The sequence below is a fragment of the Candidatus Equadaptatus faecalis genome, assembly GCA_018065065.1.
Taxonomy (GTDB): domain Bacteria; phylum Synergistota; class Synergistia; order Synergistales; family Synergistaceae; genus Equadaptatus; species Equadaptatus faecalis.
In genome coordinates this window covers 1-19,686 of sequence record JAGHTZ010000060.1, presented here as the reverse complement: position 1 = coordinate 19,686, position 19,686 = coordinate 1, and the positions used below count along the sequence as shown (strand labels likewise).

The following is a 19,686-nucleotide window of genomic DNA, read 5'->3' as shown; positions in this document are numbered from 1 at the left end:
CAGCTTCTCTGCCGAGAAACAGCCGCAAACGCAGACCTCGGCAGGTCATACAACTGTTTCAGAAAAGCCATGCCCGACGAAAAATCGTCAACCCCCTCTATTTAAATATCTTGAAAAAATGACAAAAAATGGAAACATCTGTCATTGCGAAGCCTTGCGGCGTCTGCGTTTTCCCAAGATACTTAAAAGAAGAAGTTGCAGCGTTTTTTGAGTTGCGGGTTACGAACGAAAAATCCGTTAAAAGTTCCAAAAGTGCAGTATTTACAACAATTCGTCGTGTTTTTCTGCCGTTCCGCTTTCAAAAAATTAACATGTCCCTCTACCTATTAAGGGGGCTTTTCAGAGCCCAAAAAACAACCCTCAAATTAAAGTTTGTCGTGTTGAACCTGGGAAATCTGAAGCTTTTTGTCTTTGCAAAAAGGCGAAAAATGGCATAAAGCATTGTAAATACGGAAAAAACGGCAATTTAACAAGTGTACTAAGATTTATAAAATATAAAAATAATAGACAAGAGTTTATAAAATATTTATGCTGTGGAATTTTCGTTTGCTTAAAAATTTTGCGTGAAAAATATTTGCCCGTTTGGTTTTGTTGTGTTATAATACGCTAAATTATAGACGACGCGGGCTTTGCGACGGAGCATTTGCCCGGAGGAAATTAGCCGAACGATGCAGTTCCGCCAACAGTTTTTGTAGTATCAGCGGTAAATTTGGGGGACTGTACCAATGAAGGAAATCATCACAAGCGTAGGTATCGATATCGGAACTTCAACAACTCAGCTGATTTTCAGCAAGCTTACGATTGAAAATCAGTCAAGCGAGTATGTTCTTCCCAGAATTGAAATTGTTGATACCGAGATAATATACAGGAGCAAGATTTATTTTACGCCGCTCCGTTCCCTTACGGAGATTGACGCTGAAGCCGTCAAGAAGATTGTCCGCGACGAGTATGCGGCGGCAAGGATGCAGCCGGATATGGTTACAAGCGGGGCAGTCATTATCACCGGCGAGACAGCCCGCAAGGCAAATGCCAACGAGGTGCTTAACGCGCTTTCGGAGATGGCTGGGGATTTCGTCGTTGCCACGGCGGGTCCCGATTTGGAGTCGGTGCTTTCAGCGCGCGGCGCGGGTATTGACGTTATGTCAAAGGAAGAGCGCACGGTTTATGCCAATGCCGATATCGGCGGCGGCACCACGAACTGCGCCATTTACGATTTCGGTCAGCTGAAGGGCGTCAACTGTCTTGACGTGGGCGGCCGTCTTATCAAGATAGAGAACGGCAGGATTTCCTATATTTACACCAAGATTAAAAAACTGGCAGAGGATAACGGTATTCACATTAACGTTGGCGATACCGCCGATGTTATTTCGCTTCGCAAGGTCTGCGCGCTTATGGCAAATCTTATCGCGGAGGGGCTCGGGCTCGGCGAAGCTCCTGCCCCGCAGTGGATTTACACGAACGACGGCAAGGGCTTCCCTGCTTCCGTTCCGCCGATTAAGTGCCTGACGTTCTCAGGCGGGGTTGCCGAAGCGTATTATTCAAGGAATTCTATCGGAAACGACGTTTTCAAGTTCGGCGATATCGGCGTTCTGCTTGCCGACGCCATTAAGGAATGTCCGTATTTCAAGAAGGTAAGAATAGTGAAGCCTTTGGAGACGATACGCGCTACGGTTGTCGGCGCCGGTGTCCACACGACTTCAATCAGCGGCAGCACAATTTCCTATGCCGACGGGCAGCTTCCGATAAAGAATATTCCTGTTCTTAAGATTGCGGAGCAGGATGAGGAGAGTTTTGAAAAGATAACGGAGTCTATCCGGTCGCAGATTGCTTTGTTTAAGCCGGACGGAAATCTGGAACAGATAGCCGTTTCTTTCGGAGGATGGAAATTCAGAAAGTTTGCAGAGCTTCAGAATTTGGCAGAAGCTGTAACTAAAGGAGCCGAGGAGGTGATTTCAAGTCCGTACCCGTTGATACTGGTGGTTGAAAATGATATAGGCAAGGCGCTGGGCCACGCGCTGAACGTTTTGCTCAAACATTCGAAAGCCGTAATTTGTATTGACGGAATCAGAACACGGAGCGGGGATTACATTGATATTGGCGAACCGGTTTTTGGTGGGCACGTCCTGCCCATCGTGATTAAGACGTTGGTTTTCAACTCTTAATCAAAAAATTTTTAGAGAGGTGAGAAGACAGCATGAAACTCAAGACACAGTTGTTTGGTCATAACTACGAGTTTAAGAATATTTGCGAAGTAATGGCCAAAGCCAACGAAGAAAAGTCTGGTGACAAACTTGCTGGAATCGCTGCGGCGTCAGCCGAGGAAAGAGTAGCCGCTAAGGTCGTTCTTTCAAATATTACGATGAATGAAATTCGTAATACCCCGGCAGTTCCGTATGAAGAGGACTCTGTAACGCGTATCATTCAGGATGATATCAACGAGACAATCTTCAGCGAATTTAAGAACATGACGGTTGCAGAGTTCAGAGAGTGGTTGCTTGACGAACACACGACAGGCGATATGATCAAACGCGCCTCAAAGGGTCTCACGAGCGAATGTGTTGCGGCAGTCTGCAAACTGATGAGCAACCTTGACCTTGTGTACGGAGCGTCAAAAATCCGTGTAACGGCCCACTGCAACACGACAATCGGTCTGCCCGGAACGTTCTCGTCACGTCTCCAGCCGAACCACACGACAGACGATCCTAAGGGTATCATGGCATCCCTTATGGAAGGCTTCAGCCTTGGCTGCGGCGACGCAGTCCTTGGTCTCAACCCTGTTGACGACACGGTTGAAAGCGTAGCGCGCCTTCTCAAAATGTTTGACGAATTCGTCAACAAATGGGAAATTCCGACGCAGTATTCCGTTCTTGCCCACGTTACAACGCAGACGGAAGCAGTCGCGCGTTTCAACGCGCCGATGAGCCTTATGTTCCAGTCAATCGCAGGTTCACAGAAGGGCAACGAAGCATTCGGACTTACGCCTGAAATGCTTACGGAAGGCGAAGACATGCTTCTTCACAGAGGCACAGGCACAGGCCCCAACGTTATGTACTTTGAAACCGGCCAGGGCTCGGAACTTTCATCAGAAGCCCACAACGGCTGGGACCAGGTCACGATGGAAGCCCGCTGCTACGGTTTCGGAAGACACTATCATCCGTTTATCGTCAACACGGTTGTCGGATTTATAGGACCTGAATATCTCTACGACTCAAAACAGGTTACGCGCGCCGGCCTCGAAGACCATTTCATGGGCAAACTTTCAGGTATCCCGATGGGCTGCGACGCATGCTACACGAACCACATGAAAGCAGACCAGAACGATATTGAAAACCTCGCAACGCTTCTCGTGGCTGCAGGCTGCAACTACGTTATGGGCGTTCCGCAGGGCGACGACTGCATGCTTATGTACCAGTGCACCGGCTACCATGAAGCACAGTCACTCCGTGAAACGTTCGGTCTCCGTCCGACAGCGGAATTCGATGCGTGGATGGAAAAGATGGGCTTCTCAGAGAACGGACATCTTACTGACCTCGCAGGCGACGCCTCAGTCTTTCTTAAAAAGTAGCGGGGAGGGACGAAGACAATGATAGACCAGAACGAACTTAAAGCAATCATTGAACAGGTACTCGGAGAAATGAACGTGAACGCGCCTGCCGGACAGACCTCTGCCCCCGCGTCGGTTCAGTCAGTATCAGCCGCGCAGACAACTGTTGACCCCGGTATGATTCCTGACGTTACTCAGATTGACCTTCACACGCAGTATCTTGTCAAGAACCCTGTCGACAAAGTCGGTTATCAGGAACTTAAAAACCACTCGCCGGCGCGTCTTGGCATAGGCAAAGCAGGCCCCCGCTATCTTACGCTCCCGATGCTTGAATTCAGAGCAGCTCACTCGGCAGCGCAGGACGCGGTTTTCTCACCGGTTGACCACGATTTTATCAACCAGATGAATCTTTTCTCAGTACAGACGAAATGCGCTGACAAAGATACCTATCTGACGAGACCTGATCTTGGCCGCCAGCTCAGCGACGAAGGTGTCGCCGCTGTCAGAGAGAAATGCAAAAAGAACCCCACGGTTCAGCTTTACGTTTCAGACGGACTCAGCTCAGCCGCAGTTAAGGCAAACGTCGCCGACGTAATGCCCGCAATCATCCAGGGACTTCAGAGCTTCGGCATCGAAGTCGGAACGCCGTTCTTCGTCGAATACGGACGCGTAGGCGTTATGGACCAGATTACGGAACTTACCGGTGCAACCGTTACCTGCGTGCTTATCGGAGAACGCCCGGGACTCATTACGGCAAACTCAATGTCAGCATACATCACCTACAAAGGTACGGTCGGTATGCCTGAGTCAAGACGTACGGTTGTTTCAAACATTCACGACGCCGGCACCCCGCCTGTTGAAGCAGGTGCCCACATCGCTGAAATCATCAAAAAGATGCTGGATGCAAAAGCCAGCGGCACAGACCTTAAACTCTAATTCAGGAGGGGTTACATTATGAAGAGAGATCCATTGCCGGCGAAAGTGCTTGCAACAAAAATCATCCCTAACGTTAATGCAGAACTCGCAAAAGAACTCGGTCTTACGCCTGATCAGAGATCACTCGCACTGATCACGTCGGACTGCGATGATGTTACCTACACGGCTCTTGACGAAGCCACCAAAGCCGCAGACGTTAAAGTCGTCTATGCAAAAAGCTGCTACGCGGGCGCACCGAACGCAACGCAGAAATATGCAGGTGAAATTATCGGTATCCTCGCCGGACCGAACCCTGCGGAATGCAAAGCCGGACTTAAAGCATGCGTGAACATGGTTGAGAACGTCTGCCACTTCGTTTCAGCAAACGACGACGACTCCAACTCATACTACGCGTACACGATTTCACGTACAGGTTCCTACCTCTCAGCAGGCGCGGGCATTGCAGAAGGCGAAGCTCTTGCATACGTTATCGCTGCACCGCTCGAATCAATCTACGGAATCGATGCTGCTCTTAAAGCGGCAGAAGTCAGCCTTTGCGTACTCTACGGTCCTCCTTCAGAGACAAACTTCGGCGGCGCTCTTATGACCGGAACGCAGTCAGCCTGCAAAGCCGCGTGCGAAGCATTCGCGGCAGCTGTCGAATACTGCTCGGACAACCCTGTAGTTCTTCAGTAGTCCTGATTTGATGGCTGTTATCGCAAATACCGATCCGTCGGTATTCAAGATGCTTGAAAGGGATTTGCCGTTGTTAGGCACTTCCGTAAAAAGCAGACAGCCTGAAAAGAGCAGCGAAGTTTGTGCTGCGGACACACAGTCCGCACGGTGCAAATCCGAGTGATTTGCAAATAAAAGACAGGAGGAATTGTCTTGCAGCTTTACGACAAGGACCTGCTCTCCGTTCAGGAAGTACGTACTCTTCTGAGCGCAGCCAAAGCGGCACAGCAGGAACTGGCGACAAAGAGCCAGGAATATGTTGACAGAATAGTCAAAGCCATAGCAGACGCCGGCGTAAGAAACGCAGTACGCCTCGGCGCTCTCGCACAGGAAGAAACAGGCTTTGGCAGAGCTGAACACAAAACAATCAAAAATATATTCGCAAGCAAATTTGTTTGGGACTATATTAAGGACATGAAGACGATCGGTGAAATCGGACACGACGAAAAACTCGGTCTTACCTGCTACGCAGTACCTCTCGGAGTTATCGCCGGTATCGTTCCGTCAACGAACCCGACGTCAACCTGCTTCTACAAAGCAGAAATTTCAATCAAATCAGGAAACGCGATAGTTTTCTCGCCGCACCCGAGCGCACAGCACTGCATTGACGAAGCCGTCAAGGTTATCCGTCAGGCAATCGCCGAAGCCGGCGGCAACGAAAACCTCGTTTCAACGATTTCAATACCGACGCGTCAGGCAACGAATATCCTCATGAGCCATCCCGACACGGCAATGATTCTTGCAACGGGCGGTTCTGCGATGGTTCGCGCGGCTTATTCGTCAGGTACCCCGGCAATCGGTGTCGGCCCCGGAAACGGTCCGTCCTACATCGAACGCACGGCTGATATCCCTCTCGCGGTCAAACGCATTGTTGATTCAAAGACGTTTGACAACGGTACAATCTGCGCTTCAGAACAGTCAGTCATCTGCGACGACGATATGGTTGACGCGGTACAGGCTGAAATGAAACGCCAGAAATTCTATTTCCTCACGGATGAACAGAGAGACAAACTCAGCAAATTCATCCTTCGCGGAAACGGAACGATGAACCCGCAGATCGTCGGCAAGGACCCGCAGACTGTTGCCAACCTCGCCGGAATAACGATTCCTGCCGATACGCGCGTTATCGTCGCGGTTGACCAGGGAATCGGCCGCGGTCATCCGTATTCAAACGAAAAACTCAGCACGATACTCGGTTTCTTCCATGCGGAGAACTACGTCAAAGTATGCGAACACTGCGTTGACCTTCTCCACTACGAAGGCGCCGGCCACACAATGTCGCTTCACACGAAGGACAACGACATTGTCAAGTACTTTGCGGCAAGAATTCCTGCATCGCGTATCGTTGTCAACTCACCGTCAACGTTCGGCGGAATCGGAGCTTCAACAGGTCTTATGCCGGCACTTACGCTTGGCTGCGGAGCAATCGGCGGCAGCGCAACGTCGGAAAACGTCGGACCGATGCAGCTTCTCGACAGACGCTACGTCGCGGTAGGCAAAATGGAGCTTGAAGATATTCAGGCTGCAGTTGCCCAGGCACAGGGCTGCTGCGCAGCTCCGGCACCGGTTTCATGCGGAAGCGCCGCAGGACTCGGCGAAGCAGACATCGACGCGATAGTCAAGAAAATTCTTGAAAGACTCAGCGCGTAGTTACAACTATAACAGTAAGGAGGAAATTTAAATGCAGGATACAATAGCTCTTGGTATGATTGAAACAAAAGGTCTTATCGGATCAATCGAAGCAGCTGATGCCATGGTCAAAGCCGCAAACGTTACCCTTATCGGCAAAGTCCACGTTGGCGGAGCCTATGTCACAGTCATGGTTCGCGGAGACGTCGGCGCGGTTAAGGCAGCCACAGACGCAGGCGCGGCAGCGGCAGAAAGAGTCGGAGAACTTATTTCCGTCCACGTCATTCCGCGCCCGCACGAAGAAGTCGAATACATCCTTCCGCACCTCGACAAGGATTAATCGTTTCTTTTCAAAATTTTCGTTCCGGGAGGGACTAAATTATGTTACAGGATACAAAAGCCCTTGGTATGATCGAAACAAAAGGTCTTATCGGATCAATCGAAGCAGCTGATGCCATGGTCAAAGCCGCAAACGTAACGCTTATCGGCAAGGTCCACGTCGGCGGAGCTTACGTCACGGTTATGGTCCGCGGAGACGTCGGCGCGGTTAAGGCAGCCACAGATGCAGGCGCGGCAGCGGCAGAAAGAGTCGGAGAACTTATTTCCGTCCACGTCATTCCGCGTCCGCACGAAGAGGTAGAGTATATACTTCCCAGCCTCGACAAACAGGCGTAACACGCTTTAAGAGGGGAGTGAACCTCTTTGAAGGCAATCACAGAAGCAATACTGCGCGATCAGTTGAGAGCCTCACAGCCGGAATCTTATCAGGTTCCGGAGGGCAAGATACTTTCGCCTGCAGCACGTGAATACCTTCGCCAGCGCAAAATTGAAATAGTAGAAAACTCGGTGCACACAAGGTTTAATTTTAAACCTGAAAAAGCGGTGAGCGTGGCTTCAAGCGCTTCATCCTCAACAGAATTCAAAAACGAATTCGGCGAGGAGGACGCAAAAAAACAGCAGCTTGCACGCGCCGTTGCACCGGCTTCCGGACAGACCTGCGTCCCGAAGTACGTAGATTACACAAGCGGAGCTTTCTTCCCTGAAAAGCCTGAGCACATGACTCAGCTTGTTGGGAACAAACTGGTTCCGAAGGATCATCTTCGTATATATTTCAGGGGCAGGCTCGACAGCCTTCAGTCGCATTTCGTTCTGACACAGGCGATAATTGCGGAAGGCAGCGGAAGCAAAAGGCTTATCGACGATCTTAACGACGTACTCGGCGTTCTGCGCGAGATAATGCGCTGCGACGTACTTGACGAACCGTTCGTCAACGACCGCATCATTGGTCTTACGCACGAAGAAATACGCGAGAGATCGCATAACCCGATGAAATTCTACTCAATTAAGCAGATGGTTTTGCCCGATTATTCTTTCGGCAAAGTTTATGCGCTGCTGAATGAGCTTCGCACCGCAGTGCGGGAAACTGAGGTCGCGGCAGTCCGCGCGTTCAGAAGACAGACTGTTTATGAACGCAGGGACATTGTTGAGACTCTCAACAGACTCTCCAGCGTCATGCATATTATGATGTGCATGTATCTGGCAGACGAATACAAGAAATAGTAAAGGTGGTTAAGTGTCATGCAGGATGCAATAGTTGATCACGTCCTTAAAGCCATTGATAAAGCGGCACTTGTCATCATTGAAGTGTCGGCGAGACACGTACACCTGAGCAAAACGGATATGGCTCGTCTTTTCGGCGACGGAGTCGAAATGATTCCCAAACGCCCGCTCTCGCAGCCGGGGCAGTTCCTTGCGGATCAGAGAGTCAATCTTATCGGACCCAAAGGCAAATTCACAAGAGTTGCCCTGCTTGGTCCGGCGCGTTCCGAAACTCAGGTCGAGCTGTCGCGCAGCGATGCAGTGACACTCGGCGTTGAAGCACCGCTCAGACTTTCGGGTCAGCTCGAAAACAGCGGGCAGGTTACGATAGAGGGACCGAAAGGCTCCATCACGATACCCAAAGGCGTAATCTGCGCAAAACGCCATGTCCACGTCACGCCGGAAGTTGCGGCGCGTCACGGCTGGAAGGACAAACAGATTGTCTGTGTTGAAACGCTCACGGACCGTCCTGTTATATTCAAAGACGTTGTGCTTCGCGTAACGGAAACCTCGAAATACCGTATGCACATCGACTTTGACGAAGCCAATGCTGCAAATGTCCAGGGTTTTGTGCTGGGCAAAATAATTGCATAAGCAGATTCGGAGAGAGTTGCAATGCTTGACCTGAAAAGAGTCAACAGCTACATGAAAAAGGTCGCAGCCTCGGAAACGCAGGTTTTTCTGCCCAAAAAGAAAAATCCGCGTTACAAAGTCGGGCTTGACCTTGGCACCGCCTACATTGTTATGGTTGTCCTTGATGAAGAGAACAATCCTGTCGCGTGTGAAAAACAGGCGGCAAGCGTACTGCGTGACGGTGTCGTCGTAGATTACACGGGAGCTCTTAACATAAGCCGTGCGCTCAGGCAGAAACTTGAAGAGCGCATAGGCACGGAGCTCAATCAGTGTGCAATCGCTATGCCGGCAGGTACCGAAAGCAGCGCCCGCACTCACAGATACGTTGCGGAAGGCGCAGGGCTGCGCGTAACAAACGTACTTGACGAACCGACAGCTGCCAACTCAATTTACAACATCGAAAACGGTGTCGTAGTTGATATAGGCGGCGGAACTACCGGTCTTGCAATATTCAAGGACGGAAAGGTTACGCAGATATACGACGAACCTACCGGCGGAACTCATGTAACTCTTGTACTCGCAGGAAATCAGCGAATCTCTATCGACGAGGCGGAGGCAATCAAAATGGATTACGCAAGACACAAGGAAATAATGCCTATTATCCGTCCGGTTATTGAAAAAATGGCGTCAATAGTAATTCGTCATATTGACCCGTCGGCAACGGATACAATATACCTTTGCGGAGGCACCTCGTGTCTGACGGACATTGAAAAAGTCTTTAAAAAGGTAACTGGCATTGAAACGATTAAGCCTGCTGATCCATTCCTGGTTACGCCCGCCGGAATAGCTGCAAACTGCATACTTGATAACGAAACAGAGGAGGAATACTAAATGGATTACGAAGCCTTGGTTCAGGAAGTCCTGAGAAGAGTTTTGCTCAAGCTTCAGGAACTTGAATCAAAAAAGTCGTGTAATGCCAACGTTCCTCAGCCTGCTGCAGCCTGCTGCTGCGAAGCGTCAGTCCCTGTAATTGAAAAAACGTTCAAAAAACGCGTTATTTCTGAGCGTGACGTCAGGGAAGCGGCAGTTGCCGGAGCAAAACGCATCAACATCTGCGAAAATACAATCGTTACGGATCTTGCGCGCGAATACGCCGCAAAGAATCGTATAGAAGTTGTCAGGGGATAATCAATGAAAATTGCCAAGGTTCTCGGCAATATATGGGCAACGAGAAAAGAAGAAAGGCTTGCGCCGTTCAAACTGCTCATACTGCAGCCGATCAACGTAATAGACAATTCATTGGATGACGCCCCGATGGTAGCGATTGACATAATAGGTGCTGGTGTCGGCGAAACTGTTATATATGTCAGCGGCAGTTCCGCAAGAAGCGCTAGCGGGAATACCTCAAATCCAATAGATGCCTCTGTCGTCGGTATCGTTGATGATTTTGATATTGACACAAAGGCAATCTAAGAAAGAGTGGCAGACATGGATTTTATAGAAACAGTAAAATCAGCCGGAATAGTCGGTGCTGGTGGCGCGGGTTTCCCTACTCATGTCAAGCTCAATGCCAAAGCGGAATATTTTATTATTAACGCTGCGGAGTGCGAGCCTCTTATTGAGACGGACAAATTTATATGCCGCAAATATGCTGACGAGATGATCGACGCTGTCGTTCAGACTGCAGCACATCTTCAGGCACAGAAAATTGTCATCGCCATTAAGGCCATCTACAAGGCTGAAATCGAATCACTTCAGGCGGCAATCAAACGCGCCGGCGCAAAAATAGAAATCTGCGGAATGCCCGCGTTTTATCCTGCGGGCGACGAACAGACAATGGTTCAGTTCGTTACGGGCCGCAGCGTGCCGGAGCGCGGACTTCCGCTTCAGGTCGGCGCTGTTGTGGACAACGTCGGAACAATGCTGAATCTCCATTATGCAATGAAGGGACAGCCTGTTTGCGACAAATTCCTCTCAGTTGTCGGCGAAGTCAAAGAAACAACAATGCTTCGTGTTCCTCTCGGAACATCGGTTGTAGAGTGCATTAACCAGGCAGGTCCTCTTCTCGAATGGGGAGAATACGCGATAATCATGGGCGGACCTATGATGGGCAAAGTGGTTGTCGGAGACGACATTAAAAACACCGTCGTTACCAAAACGACAGGCAATATAATTGTTCTTCCGAAAGACCACTACCTTATCAGCCGTGCTCTTAAACCAATCGAAGGAATTCGCCACATGGCGAAAAGCTCATGCATCCAGTGCAGATTCTGCACGGACATGTGCCCGCGTTACCAGACAGGCCACAAAATCCTGCCGCATTTGGTAATGCGTAATTTCTGGAGAGAAAATTCAATTACGGATGACGAGGAATTTGTACGCTGCTTCGGTTCGGCACTTAACTGCTGCGACTGCGGAGTGTGCGAAATGTTCGCCTGCCCGATGAACCTCTCGCCGAGAAAAGCCAACGGATATTTCAAAGTCAAGCTTCGCGAAAGAGGACTTGATATGCCCAAGAATCAGGAGCCGCACGCGCTTCCGACAATCAATCACAAGCGCATCGCCACTTCGAGACTTGTCGCGCGTCTCGGTCTGAACAAATACTACGGAAGACACGCGCACGACGAATTTATCGACTACACTCCGAAGAGCGTATTCGTGCCGTTCAGTCAGCATATCGGTAAACCTGCCCAGCCGGTTGTAAAAGCCGGAGACAAGGTTGAAAAAGGTCAGCTTATAGCGGCTGCCGCGGAGGGCGCACTCTCCACGAATATCCATACCGGCTTTGCCGGAGTGGTCAAATCGGTCGACGCAAAAGGCGCCGTCATCTCGTCCGAGGGGAGGAAGTAAAACCAGATGAACAATGCTATTGGTATGGTAGAACTTAACAGCATCGCAATGGGCATTGAAACCTGCGATTTCATGATTAAGGCGTCAAAGGTTGAACTGCTCCGCGCATGCACTATCTGCCCCGGTAAATATATCGTTCTTGTTGGCGGCGACGTAGGCGACGTCAGAGCGTCTATGAAAGAAGGCATCCTGAGAGCAGGAGAAACACTTGTGGACACTCTGCTGATTCCTCAGGTGCATCCTGACCTCATTCCTGCGGTCTCAATGACTACGCAGGTAACGGAGCTTCAGGCTGTAGGCGTTCTTGAATACTACTCGGTTGCTTCTGCCATTAACGGAGGCGATATTGCCGCAAAAGCGGCGCGGGTCAAACTTATTGAAATCCGTACCGGTTTTGCAATCGGAGGCAAAGGCTTCGTAACGCTTACGGGCGATGTCGGAGCAGTAAGAGCATCAATAGAAGCGGCAAGCAACAGCTCGGATCTTTTCGTCCATTCGGTCGTAATTCCGCGTCCTGATAAACGCCTCTTTGAAACGCTGCTCTAAAAAACACAAAGGAAGGTACAGAACATGTTTGATGAACTTATAAGAAATCTTTCAAACACGTCCGTATTTACGGAATCTTTCCAGGCATGGTGGTCAGGTCTTTCAATCAATGGAATTATCATGTTTATCATGATGATATTCATGCTTGTCGGCGCAATAGACAAAATTCGTCTCACGCTCAGCTCTGCACCGGCAGAAGTTAAAGAAGACGAAAATAACTTTATCTATGCCAAACAGTTTGACGAAGGATTTATGGCTATGGGAGCATTGGCAGTTGCAATGGCGGGCGTAGTCGCCGCTGCCCCTGTCCTTAAAATACTCCTCGAACCGATCATTGCTCCTATTTATAAAATGGTAGGCGCAAGTCCGGCGATGTTTGCTACAACACTTCTGGCATGCGACATGGGCGGTTATCCGATGGCGATGCAGCTTGCAGGTGCAGGCAACGAGGCTGTCGGCAACTTTGCAGGACTTATCCTCGGCGGTATGATGGGACCGACAATCGTTTTCACCATTCCTATCGCTCTTTCAGTTATTAAAGCTGAAGACAAAGGATTCCTTGGCGCAGGCGTACTTTGCGGACTCATAACGATACCTCTCGGCTGCATTGCCGGCGGTCTCTGCATGAACATGACACAGTACAAAATGCCGCTCGGCGCGATACTTGTCAACCTTATTCCGGTTATTATTGTTGCAGCGGCAGTTTGCATTGGTCTTTGGTTTGCAACGGACAAAATGATCAGCGGATTTAACAAATTCGGTAATGCAATTATGGTTCTTATTACCATAGTAAGCGCAATCGCAGTATTTGAGTATATTACCGGCATTAAATTCCCGCTTTTCAACCTTATGGTTGAAGCACCTGAAGGCGAAGCGCTTTGCCCTCTGGAAAGCGGACTTCTCGTCTGCGGACAGATTGCGATTGTTCTCATCGGTGCGTTCCCCATGGTTGCGTGGATCAAAAAGACATTCGGTAAAGCACTCAACAAAGTCGGAAGCGCGCTTGGAATGGATGAAACAGGCTCAGCAGGTCTTGTCGCAACACTTGCCAACAACGTTGCCACAATCAACATGCTTGGTGATATGAACCCGCAGGGTAAACTTCTCAATATTGCCTTCTTTGTTTCAGCGGCATTTGTTTTCGGCGACCACCTTGGCTTTGCGGGCGGTGTCTGCCCTGAAATGATTTTCCCGATGGTTGTCGGCAAACTTGTAGCAGGTATTACGGCGCTCATTCTTGCATGGCTCCTTTCTGAAAAACTTATCAGCAAAGTTACGGGCAGCAAATAGCTCTGAACTGAAGGGGAGACAAAAATGAACGTAAGCGAACAGGTAATCCGCGAAATAATCAAACAGGCGCTTGTTGAAAAACTCGGAGCTGCAGCGGGAGAGAACGCGACACTGCAGACAATCCCGGGCGACTTTGTCAAGAAAAAAGCTCCCAGCGGCGTCCTGGTGATTAAAGGCGACACCGTAAAAACAGAGCGTTTTGAGGTTGACGGAGTATCTCTCAAAGACGTCACAACGCTTGACGAATCGCCCAACATGGGACCTGGCTATATGGAACTTGACCATGCGGCGCTTGAATGGACACTGACCTATGACGAATATGACATCGTTCTTGAAGGCACGCTCCAGATAGAAACAGACGGACATATAGTCACGGGGCACCCCGGCGACATGATCTTCATACCGAAGAACACGCACATTCACTTCCAGACGCCTGACAAGGTACGCTACGCATACGTAACCTATCCGGCGAACTGGGCTGACCTGCTTTAAATTCTTGTCGGGATAAAATGCGGCGCAAAAAGCGCCGCATTTTTTTATGAAATGTGTTGCATAAATCAAAAAGATGGTAAAATATAGGAACTGAAATTCAAATCCTTTTTACGGGGGCGAAAGTAATGAAGAGAATCACCAAAATCGCAGTACTCGCAGCAGTAATCGCAACACTCTTCGCATCGTCGGCATTCGCGTTCAAGCCTGTGCTCCTCCAGAGCAGCGCATGGGAACCCAACACAAAAGCAGTCATCAACGAAATGCTCACAACATACGGAAAAGCCAGCCCGAATTACAAGGCAGACCGTAAACCGTACGCAGCATTTGACTGGGACAATACGACAGCAATCCTCGACGTCTTTGAGCAGACAACAATATATCAGCTCGAAAGACTTCGTCTTGGCGCGAAACCGGAACAGATGCTTGAAGTTCTTCTCACGGGAATTCCGACAGAAGTTCTCGACAAACCTGTAGGCGGCGACCTTGGCAACGCGACAATCAGACAGGCAGCAACAGACGCGGCAAAGGCATACGCAAAACTCTATGCAAAAGGCTATGTCTGCCCGACACCTGCAAAAGTTGCGAAAATGGCTGAATGGCAGGCAACAGACGACTGGAAAGAATTTGCGACAAAAACCCGCTGGCTCTATGACGCAATCGGCGAAATGACAAGCACGTCAATTTCATATCCGTGGGTTACATACCTCTTCACAGGTATGACACCTGATGAAGTAACGGCACTTTCAGAAGAATCATACCGCTACCACAATGCAAAAAGCATAGCGGACAAATCATTCTGGAAGAAATGCAAATGGACGAGCCCCGCAAACTATCCCGGAAACACCGCAGGACAGCTTACAATCGGTTACAACCAGGGCATAACGGTTTCACCGGAACTTCAGGAACTTTACATGTGCCTCCTCGCAAACGGTATCGACGTTTGGGTTGACACAGCATCAACGGAGCAAATTATCAAAGCAGCCGCCAATAACGGTATCTTCGGAATCTATTGCACCGGCGTTGTCGGTATGAACAACAAAATCGTCAACGGCAAATATACCAACGTTTATGACTATGACAAAAACCCGCAGACAGAAGGTCTTGGCAAGTCGTTGACAATCCTCAAACGCATTGCGCCGAAATACAACGGACAGGGACCGATTCTTTGCGGAATGGACTCACAGGGCGACTTTAACTTCTGCACAGAATTTAAAGACACCAAAGTTGTCCTCATCCTCAACAGAACACGCAGCGATGACGCGGCTCTTGTCGCGGCGGCAGCTCTTTGGCAGAATAAGCATCGCATAAACCTCGCCAAAGCGGTTGCAATGGGTGACACGCGTTACTGCCTCCAGGGACGCAACGAAAACGGCGGTTACCTTTGGGCAAAACCGGAAGTACAGCGTCTTGGAAAAGACAAAGCAACCCTTCTCAGCGATAAAGGCAACAAATGGCTTGGAATGCTTGAAGGCGGTATGTCAATCAAAGATCTCATCAACAACAACACGAAACTTAAAGGCAAAAACTTCAAAGGCGACGGCGTAGGCGACAAACCTGCATTTGCCGGTTACAAAACACGCTAATACAACAGTATTTGCTCTTAAAAGCAGGCTCCTGACGGAGTCTGCTTTTTCTTACAAACCTGTTGCCTGAATTGAAACGGTACTTTATAACTGCGCAAGAGCTTAATAACGGTCATAATAAGAGCGGACAAAATAATTCACAGAACAGATGATTTTAATTTACAGTCACGATAAAAAACGGGTCGCTGTATTCTGTAACCAACGGAAACAACCCCCGCGGCGTGAAATATCGGCAAAAATACTTAAAAACGGGCTAAAATCAATAAAATCAAAAAATTGGGAAAAAATTCCTGAAACCCTTGACAAATGTCAGGGGGGGTGATAATACCTGTTTAGAAGCGGTTTGCAAAAAGCCTCAGCCTTTTTGTGCCACAGCGGCGGGGTTTCGGACAAACGCAAATCAAAGGAGGCTGTAATATGAAGACAGCAGCAAAATCAAAGTTTTTAGCGTTCTTCGCGGTAATCGCCCTGTTCTCGGCGGTGATATTCGCCGGAGGGTGCGACGGCTCGTCCTCGTCCTCGTCGAGCAAAGGTCTTATCCTCGCCTACGACCAGGACAAAGACGGTGTTCCTGATGTCCTTGACAATTATCCGGCAGACAGGAATAAATGGGCATATCAGAAAGCAAACGAGCTTGATACGCTTGAAGATGTTGATGCCAAGACGCTTGCCGTAAGTCTGCCGTGCGGAGGAGAAGGCACGTTTAAGGCGGCGGAATGCAAAGCCGGTGAGGCTGTGAAATATTTCCTTTTCAAAGCCGAGGCAGGAAAGCCGGTGTGTGCGTTCTTTATGGCGCCGGACTATTCTCTCGGTCAAGCGCTGCCGTTTGCAGCGGATATAACTGTTCTGCCGTATGCTGAGATGACTCCTGTAACTCCGGGTGAAGATGAGCAGGAAGGCACAGACGAAGATCCTGTACAAAAGGCTGACCCATCGGAAATTATTCCGCTTGAGGACACATCGCTTGAGTGTGAGGTAAAAGAATTTGGTACAGACTCAATAACCACTGTTAGATTTACTCCGAAAAAGAGCGGAATCTACGTGCTGAAAGTGCGTAAAGCAGACGCCTACGGTGAGGAAAATCAAGATGACAAGCCGGACGAAAAATTCAGTTTTATTATGTTCAACGATACGGATGGTAACTGTCTTGACGATGTTTGGAACGAAGAGTATACGCCCGAGGATTTTGTGAAGGTTATCAACCTGCTGCAACCCTTCCTCACAGGAGAAGTTGCTGACGGCAAACCTAAAATGAAAGAAAATATCATAGAGTGGAAATATGATGACGGGACAGAGGAATATATCACGCCGGAAGATGTTGTCATGGATTATCTCGGACAGTCTGCAAACAATAACGCGAACTCTGGTAACGGGACTTTTCTTGACGCTGCGACAATGACGCGAGAGTTGTATGGTATGCCGTTTATTGACGGCTTTGGCATGAGCAATCTCGGAAAAGGTTTGAATGCTGTGTTCGGACCGCGTTCAGCAACAGGCGAAAAAACTGTCGCTTCAATGACGGCGCCTGACAAGAGCAAATATACGGGCGGTTTCAAGGGTTCCACGACACTGGAATTTATCAATACTGATGCCCAGCTTGAAAAAGAAGTTTCCAATACAACTTCTTTCGGAATTGATACAACGGTAGGCAAAACGCCGCTTAAAATTTCCGATAAACATTCATGGGCAAACAGCACCAAATTCAGCGAAACTACAACAACGCTGAGGATTAAATACACGAGAGTTTCAAATGAGTATCTTGACGGAACAAATGTTAAACTGACAGCAGATGCAGAAAAGGCTCTTAACAAAGATACAAGCGCCGGTAAAGCAGCGTTCCGCAGAGAATATGGCGATTATTATCTTGCCGGCTGTCAGATTGGCGCTCAGTGTGTTGCCACACTTTCGATTACTGCCAGCAACAAACAGGATATTACCACAATACAGAATGTGCTGCAGGGAACAATAGGTCCGGTTAAGTTGGACAATGAGTTCAAAAACAAGCTTACGCAGGCGCTTGGCAGAACACGGATAAAATACAGCTGCAACCTTGTGGGCGGCGAAGATATACCTCTTCCCAAGCCGAAGAGTGGAAATGGTGGCGCGGAAATGGTTAGTAATATTGTTGAGAACGTTAATGCCTACATGAAAGGCGTCAACGTTTCAAACATGGCGGTTATCAACTGCCATTTCAAACACATTTCAACGCTTACAGACAGGTTCCCTGCCGCCATGCCAGCGTCAAAAGACTATTTCGCAAAAGAAGGCAGACTGTATAATCTGCTCTGGTCCATGCAGGCACGCAGCAATGTTATAGACGGTTTGGATAACGACATTTTCGCCAGTTACGAAAAACAGAAATTTACAGGTAAATACACTGAGTTTCAGAGGAGAATCAACAGTATTGCAGACGAAAGCGAAATGATAAGCAATATTGACAGCAATGTCAGGGAAGCGCAGAATATGCTTGGTGAAATGCAGGCTGTTATTGACCGCTACTATTTCTGGTGCAAACTTATTGACCAGCGTAAAAACTGGTGGTATGCAGACGGCTGGGGAGATTACGGTTATAAAACGTATCCTGAAAGCGCTGTTGTAAATGAAGACATAAACCAAGGCTATAAAGGGTATACCGGAGGCTGGCATCGCGGCGCACATTTCTTCAGACTTGTTATGTATTCTCCTGACGAAAGCAACAATACCAAGAAAATGACCAGCATGGGCGATGATTACAGAATTGTCTACGCAAGTCTGCAGCATCACAATCACAAGTACGATTCAATATGGGATTATGCTTGGTACAGAAACAACTTACTGAGTTTTGGCGGTCACGTACTGTTTCATTACTGGAAAGGCGGAGTTTGGGCAGGCGTTGATTATGATTTTGAATACCGCGGAGCATATATGCCGTACAGCAAATATCCGTTTGTTGCAAAGAGCCTTGACGATGCTAGACCAGCAGGAAGAATGGAAGACCGCGTGAAAAAGTAAGCAAAATGAAGAATTAGTTTGGCGTTTGCAGTTTGAAATTTCTGTGCAGCGCAGTTGAAATTCGGCTGTAGAAAGAAAACGCAGAAATAGATGTGAACAGTCAGCAACAAAACGGCTTGGGAAAATTTTAGTAAAATCCCAAGCCGTTTTTAATTTGCCCAAAATTGCTTTTGGGCATGTTAAACATAAGCTTTAAGCTGCAAACCGCTTGTTTGAAAAGATTTTAACGGTTTTGCTTATAGCATATAGCCTGCAGCGTATAGCGTTTTGGCTTGCGCCAAAAACTCCGGATTACTTCCTACTGGGCTGGGCGCAGATGTCGCTTGCGCCGTCCGTTCGTTTTCTGTCCGAAGCTGCAGGGCTCTTGCTTTCCCTGCCTCCTTCCCGAAAGCATTGGCCTCGTGTCTCAGCCCTGAAACCCGCGCCGCTAAGCGTGCCGTTACCGAAGTGTTACAGAGCTTTAGCTGAAAAGCAACGGGCTTACCTCCGTTTGGAGCCGCACCACGTAATGCGTAAAAGTGACAAAACCCGGAAGCTTTAGCAGGAAACGAAAGGAAGTGCATGCTCTGCTAAGCCATCCCAACGTTTCAAAACCCCCGAGCCGGAACAGAATTAAAAAAACAATTTTGTTACCCGTCACTCTCTGTACTATAATGTTCACTGAATAAGAAATTTGTAACATGCCGCGAAGGGGAAACGAAGAACTATGAACGCAGAACGAAGAACTGCTGAAAAACATAGTAATATCAATGCTTTATGTCATATTTGCAAAAGTGTGACACTAAATAAGGAATTTGTAACAGGATAACGGGAAATGCTGATAAGGACTGCGTTCAGAGCCTATTCGAAAATAAAAAACAAAAAAATGAAAAAGAAATCCAAAAGAAATCATTTTTTTTTGCTTTTTTATTGCAAAACTGTGTCAATAGGCCGTAAAGT

Annotated in this window: 19 protein-coding genes; all 19 read left to right on the top strand. The window is 48.6% G+C overall.

Annotated elements, in window-relative coordinates:
• The first annotated feature begins 128 nt into the window (after nt 1-128).
• The 19 genes from KBS54_04970 to KBS54_04880 all read left to right on the top strand — a co-directional run bounded on the left by KBS54_04970 (nt 129) and on the right by KBS54_04880 (nt 18,747).
• On the top strand, nt 129-437 hold the full coding sequence (locus KBS54_04970) for a hypothetical protein (protein MBQ0055481.1): 309 nt from the start codon (nt 129-131) through the stop codon (nt 435-437).
• 288 nt (nt 438-725) lie between these two features.
• On the top strand, nt 726-2,162 hold the full coding sequence (eutA, locus tag KBS54_04965) for an ethanolamine ammonia-lyase reactivating factor EutA (GenBank protein ID MBQ0055480.1): 1,437 nt from the start codon (nt 726-728) through the stop codon (nt 2,160-2,162).
• Nucleotides 2,163-2,194: 32 nt separating this feature from the next.
• Entirely contained in the window at nt 2,195-3,565 is a 1,371-nt protein-coding gene (locus KBS54_04960; protein ID MBQ0055479.1) for an ethanolamine ammonia-lyase subunit EutB, read from the top strand.
• Between the two features lie 18 nt (nt 3,566-3,583).
• Nucleotides 3,584-4,480, top strand: a complete 897-nt coding sequence (gene eutC / locus KBS54_04955; protein MBQ0055478.1) for an ethanolamine ammonia-lyase subunit EutC — start codon at nt 3,584-3,586, stop codon at nt 4,478-4,480.
• 18 nt (nt 4,481-4,498) lie between these two features.
• Nucleotides 4,499-5,155, top strand: coding sequence for an ethanolamine utilization microcompartment protein EutL (eutL, locus tag KBS54_04950; protein ID MBQ0055477.1), 657 nt, complete (start codon nt 4,499-4,501; stop codon nt 5,153-5,155).
• 192 nt (nt 5,156-5,347) lie between these two features.
• Complete coding sequence (locus KBS54_04945; protein ID MBQ0055476.1) at nt 5,348-6,844, top strand: acetaldehyde dehydrogenase (acetylating); 1,497 nt, start codon at nt 5,348-5,350, stop codon at nt 6,842-6,844.
• Between the two features lie 31 nt (nt 6,845-6,875).
• Nucleotides 6,876-7,163 (top strand): BMC domain-containing protein, encoded by a 288-nt coding sequence (locus tag KBS54_04940; protein MBQ0055475.1) that lies wholly within the window; start codon nt 6,876-6,878, stop codon nt 7,161-7,163.
• A gap of 41 nt (nt 7,164-7,204) precedes the next feature.
• Nucleotides 7,205-7,498 (top strand): BMC domain-containing protein, encoded by a 294-nt coding sequence (locus KBS54_04935; GenBank protein MBQ0055474.1) that lies wholly within the window; start codon nt 7,205-7,207, stop codon nt 7,496-7,498.
• Nucleotides 7,499-7,525: 27 nt separating this feature from the next.
• The gene (locus tag KBS54_04930) at nt 7,526-8,383 is read left to right on the top strand and encodes an ATP-binding protein (GenBank protein ID MBQ0055473.1); all 858 of its coding nucleotides are present in this window, start codon (nt 7,526-7,528) and stop codon (nt 8,381-8,383) included.
• Nucleotides 8,384-8,401: 18 nt separating this feature from the next.
• The gene (pduL, locus tag KBS54_04925; protein MBQ0055472.1) at nt 8,402-9,016 is read left to right on the top strand and encodes a phosphate propanoyltransferase; all 615 of its coding nucleotides are present in this window, start codon (nt 8,402-8,404) and stop codon (nt 9,014-9,016) included.
• Between the two features lie 21 nt (nt 9,017-9,037).
• The gene (gene eutJ, locus KBS54_04920) at nt 9,038-9,886 is read left to right on the top strand and encodes an ethanolamine utilization protein EutJ (protein ID MBQ0055471.1); all 849 of its coding nucleotides are present in this window, start codon (nt 9,038-9,040) and stop codon (nt 9,884-9,886) included.
• Nucleotides 9,887-10,183: a hypothetical protein gene (locus KBS54_04915; protein MBQ0055470.1), complete on the top strand. Its 297-nt coding sequence runs from the start codon at nt 9,887-9,889 to the stop codon at nt 10,181-10,183.
• A gap of 3 nt (nt 10,184-10,186) precedes the next feature.
• The gene (locus tag KBS54_04910; protein ID MBQ0055469.1) at nt 10,187-10,468 is read left to right on the top strand and encodes a EutN/CcmL family microcompartment protein; all 282 of its coding nucleotides are present in this window, start codon (nt 10,187-10,189) and stop codon (nt 10,466-10,468) included.
• A gap of 15 nt (nt 10,469-10,483) precedes the next feature.
• Nucleotides 10,484-11,845, top strand: coding sequence for an SLBB domain-containing protein (locus KBS54_04905; protein ID MBQ0055468.1), 1,362 nt, complete (start codon nt 10,484-10,486; stop codon nt 11,843-11,845).
• A gap of 6 nt (nt 11,846-11,851) precedes the next feature.
• The gene (locus KBS54_04900) at nt 11,852-12,391 is read left to right on the top strand and encodes a BMC domain-containing protein (protein ID MBQ0055467.1); all 540 of its coding nucleotides are present in this window, start codon (nt 11,852-11,854) and stop codon (nt 12,389-12,391) included.
• Nucleotides 12,392-12,415: 24 nt separating this feature from the next.
• A complete protein-coding gene (locus tag KBS54_04895) occupies nt 12,416-13,681 on the top strand; it encodes an ethanolamine utilization protein EutH (protein MBQ0055466.1) in 1,266 nt (421 codons plus the stop codon).
• Nucleotides 13,682-13,705: 24 nt separating this feature from the next.
• Nucleotides 13,706-14,173: an ethanolamine utilization protein EutQ gene (locus tag KBS54_04890; GenBank protein ID MBQ0055465.1), complete on the top strand. Its 468-nt coding sequence runs from the start codon at nt 13,706-13,708 to the stop codon at nt 14,171-14,173.
• A 125-nt stretch (nt 14,174-14,298) separates the two neighbouring features.
• Nucleotides 14,299-15,756, top strand: a complete 1,458-nt coding sequence (locus tag KBS54_04885) for a hypothetical protein (GenBank protein MBQ0055464.1) — start codon at nt 14,299-14,301, stop codon at nt 15,754-15,756.
• Nucleotides 15,757-16,173: 417 nt separating this feature from the next.
• Nucleotides 16,174-18,747: a hypothetical protein gene (locus KBS54_04880; GenBank protein ID MBQ0055463.1), complete on the top strand. Its 2,574-nt coding sequence runs from the start codon at nt 16,174-16,176 to the stop codon at nt 18,745-18,747.
• Nucleotides 18,748-19,686 lie beyond the last annotated feature (939 nt).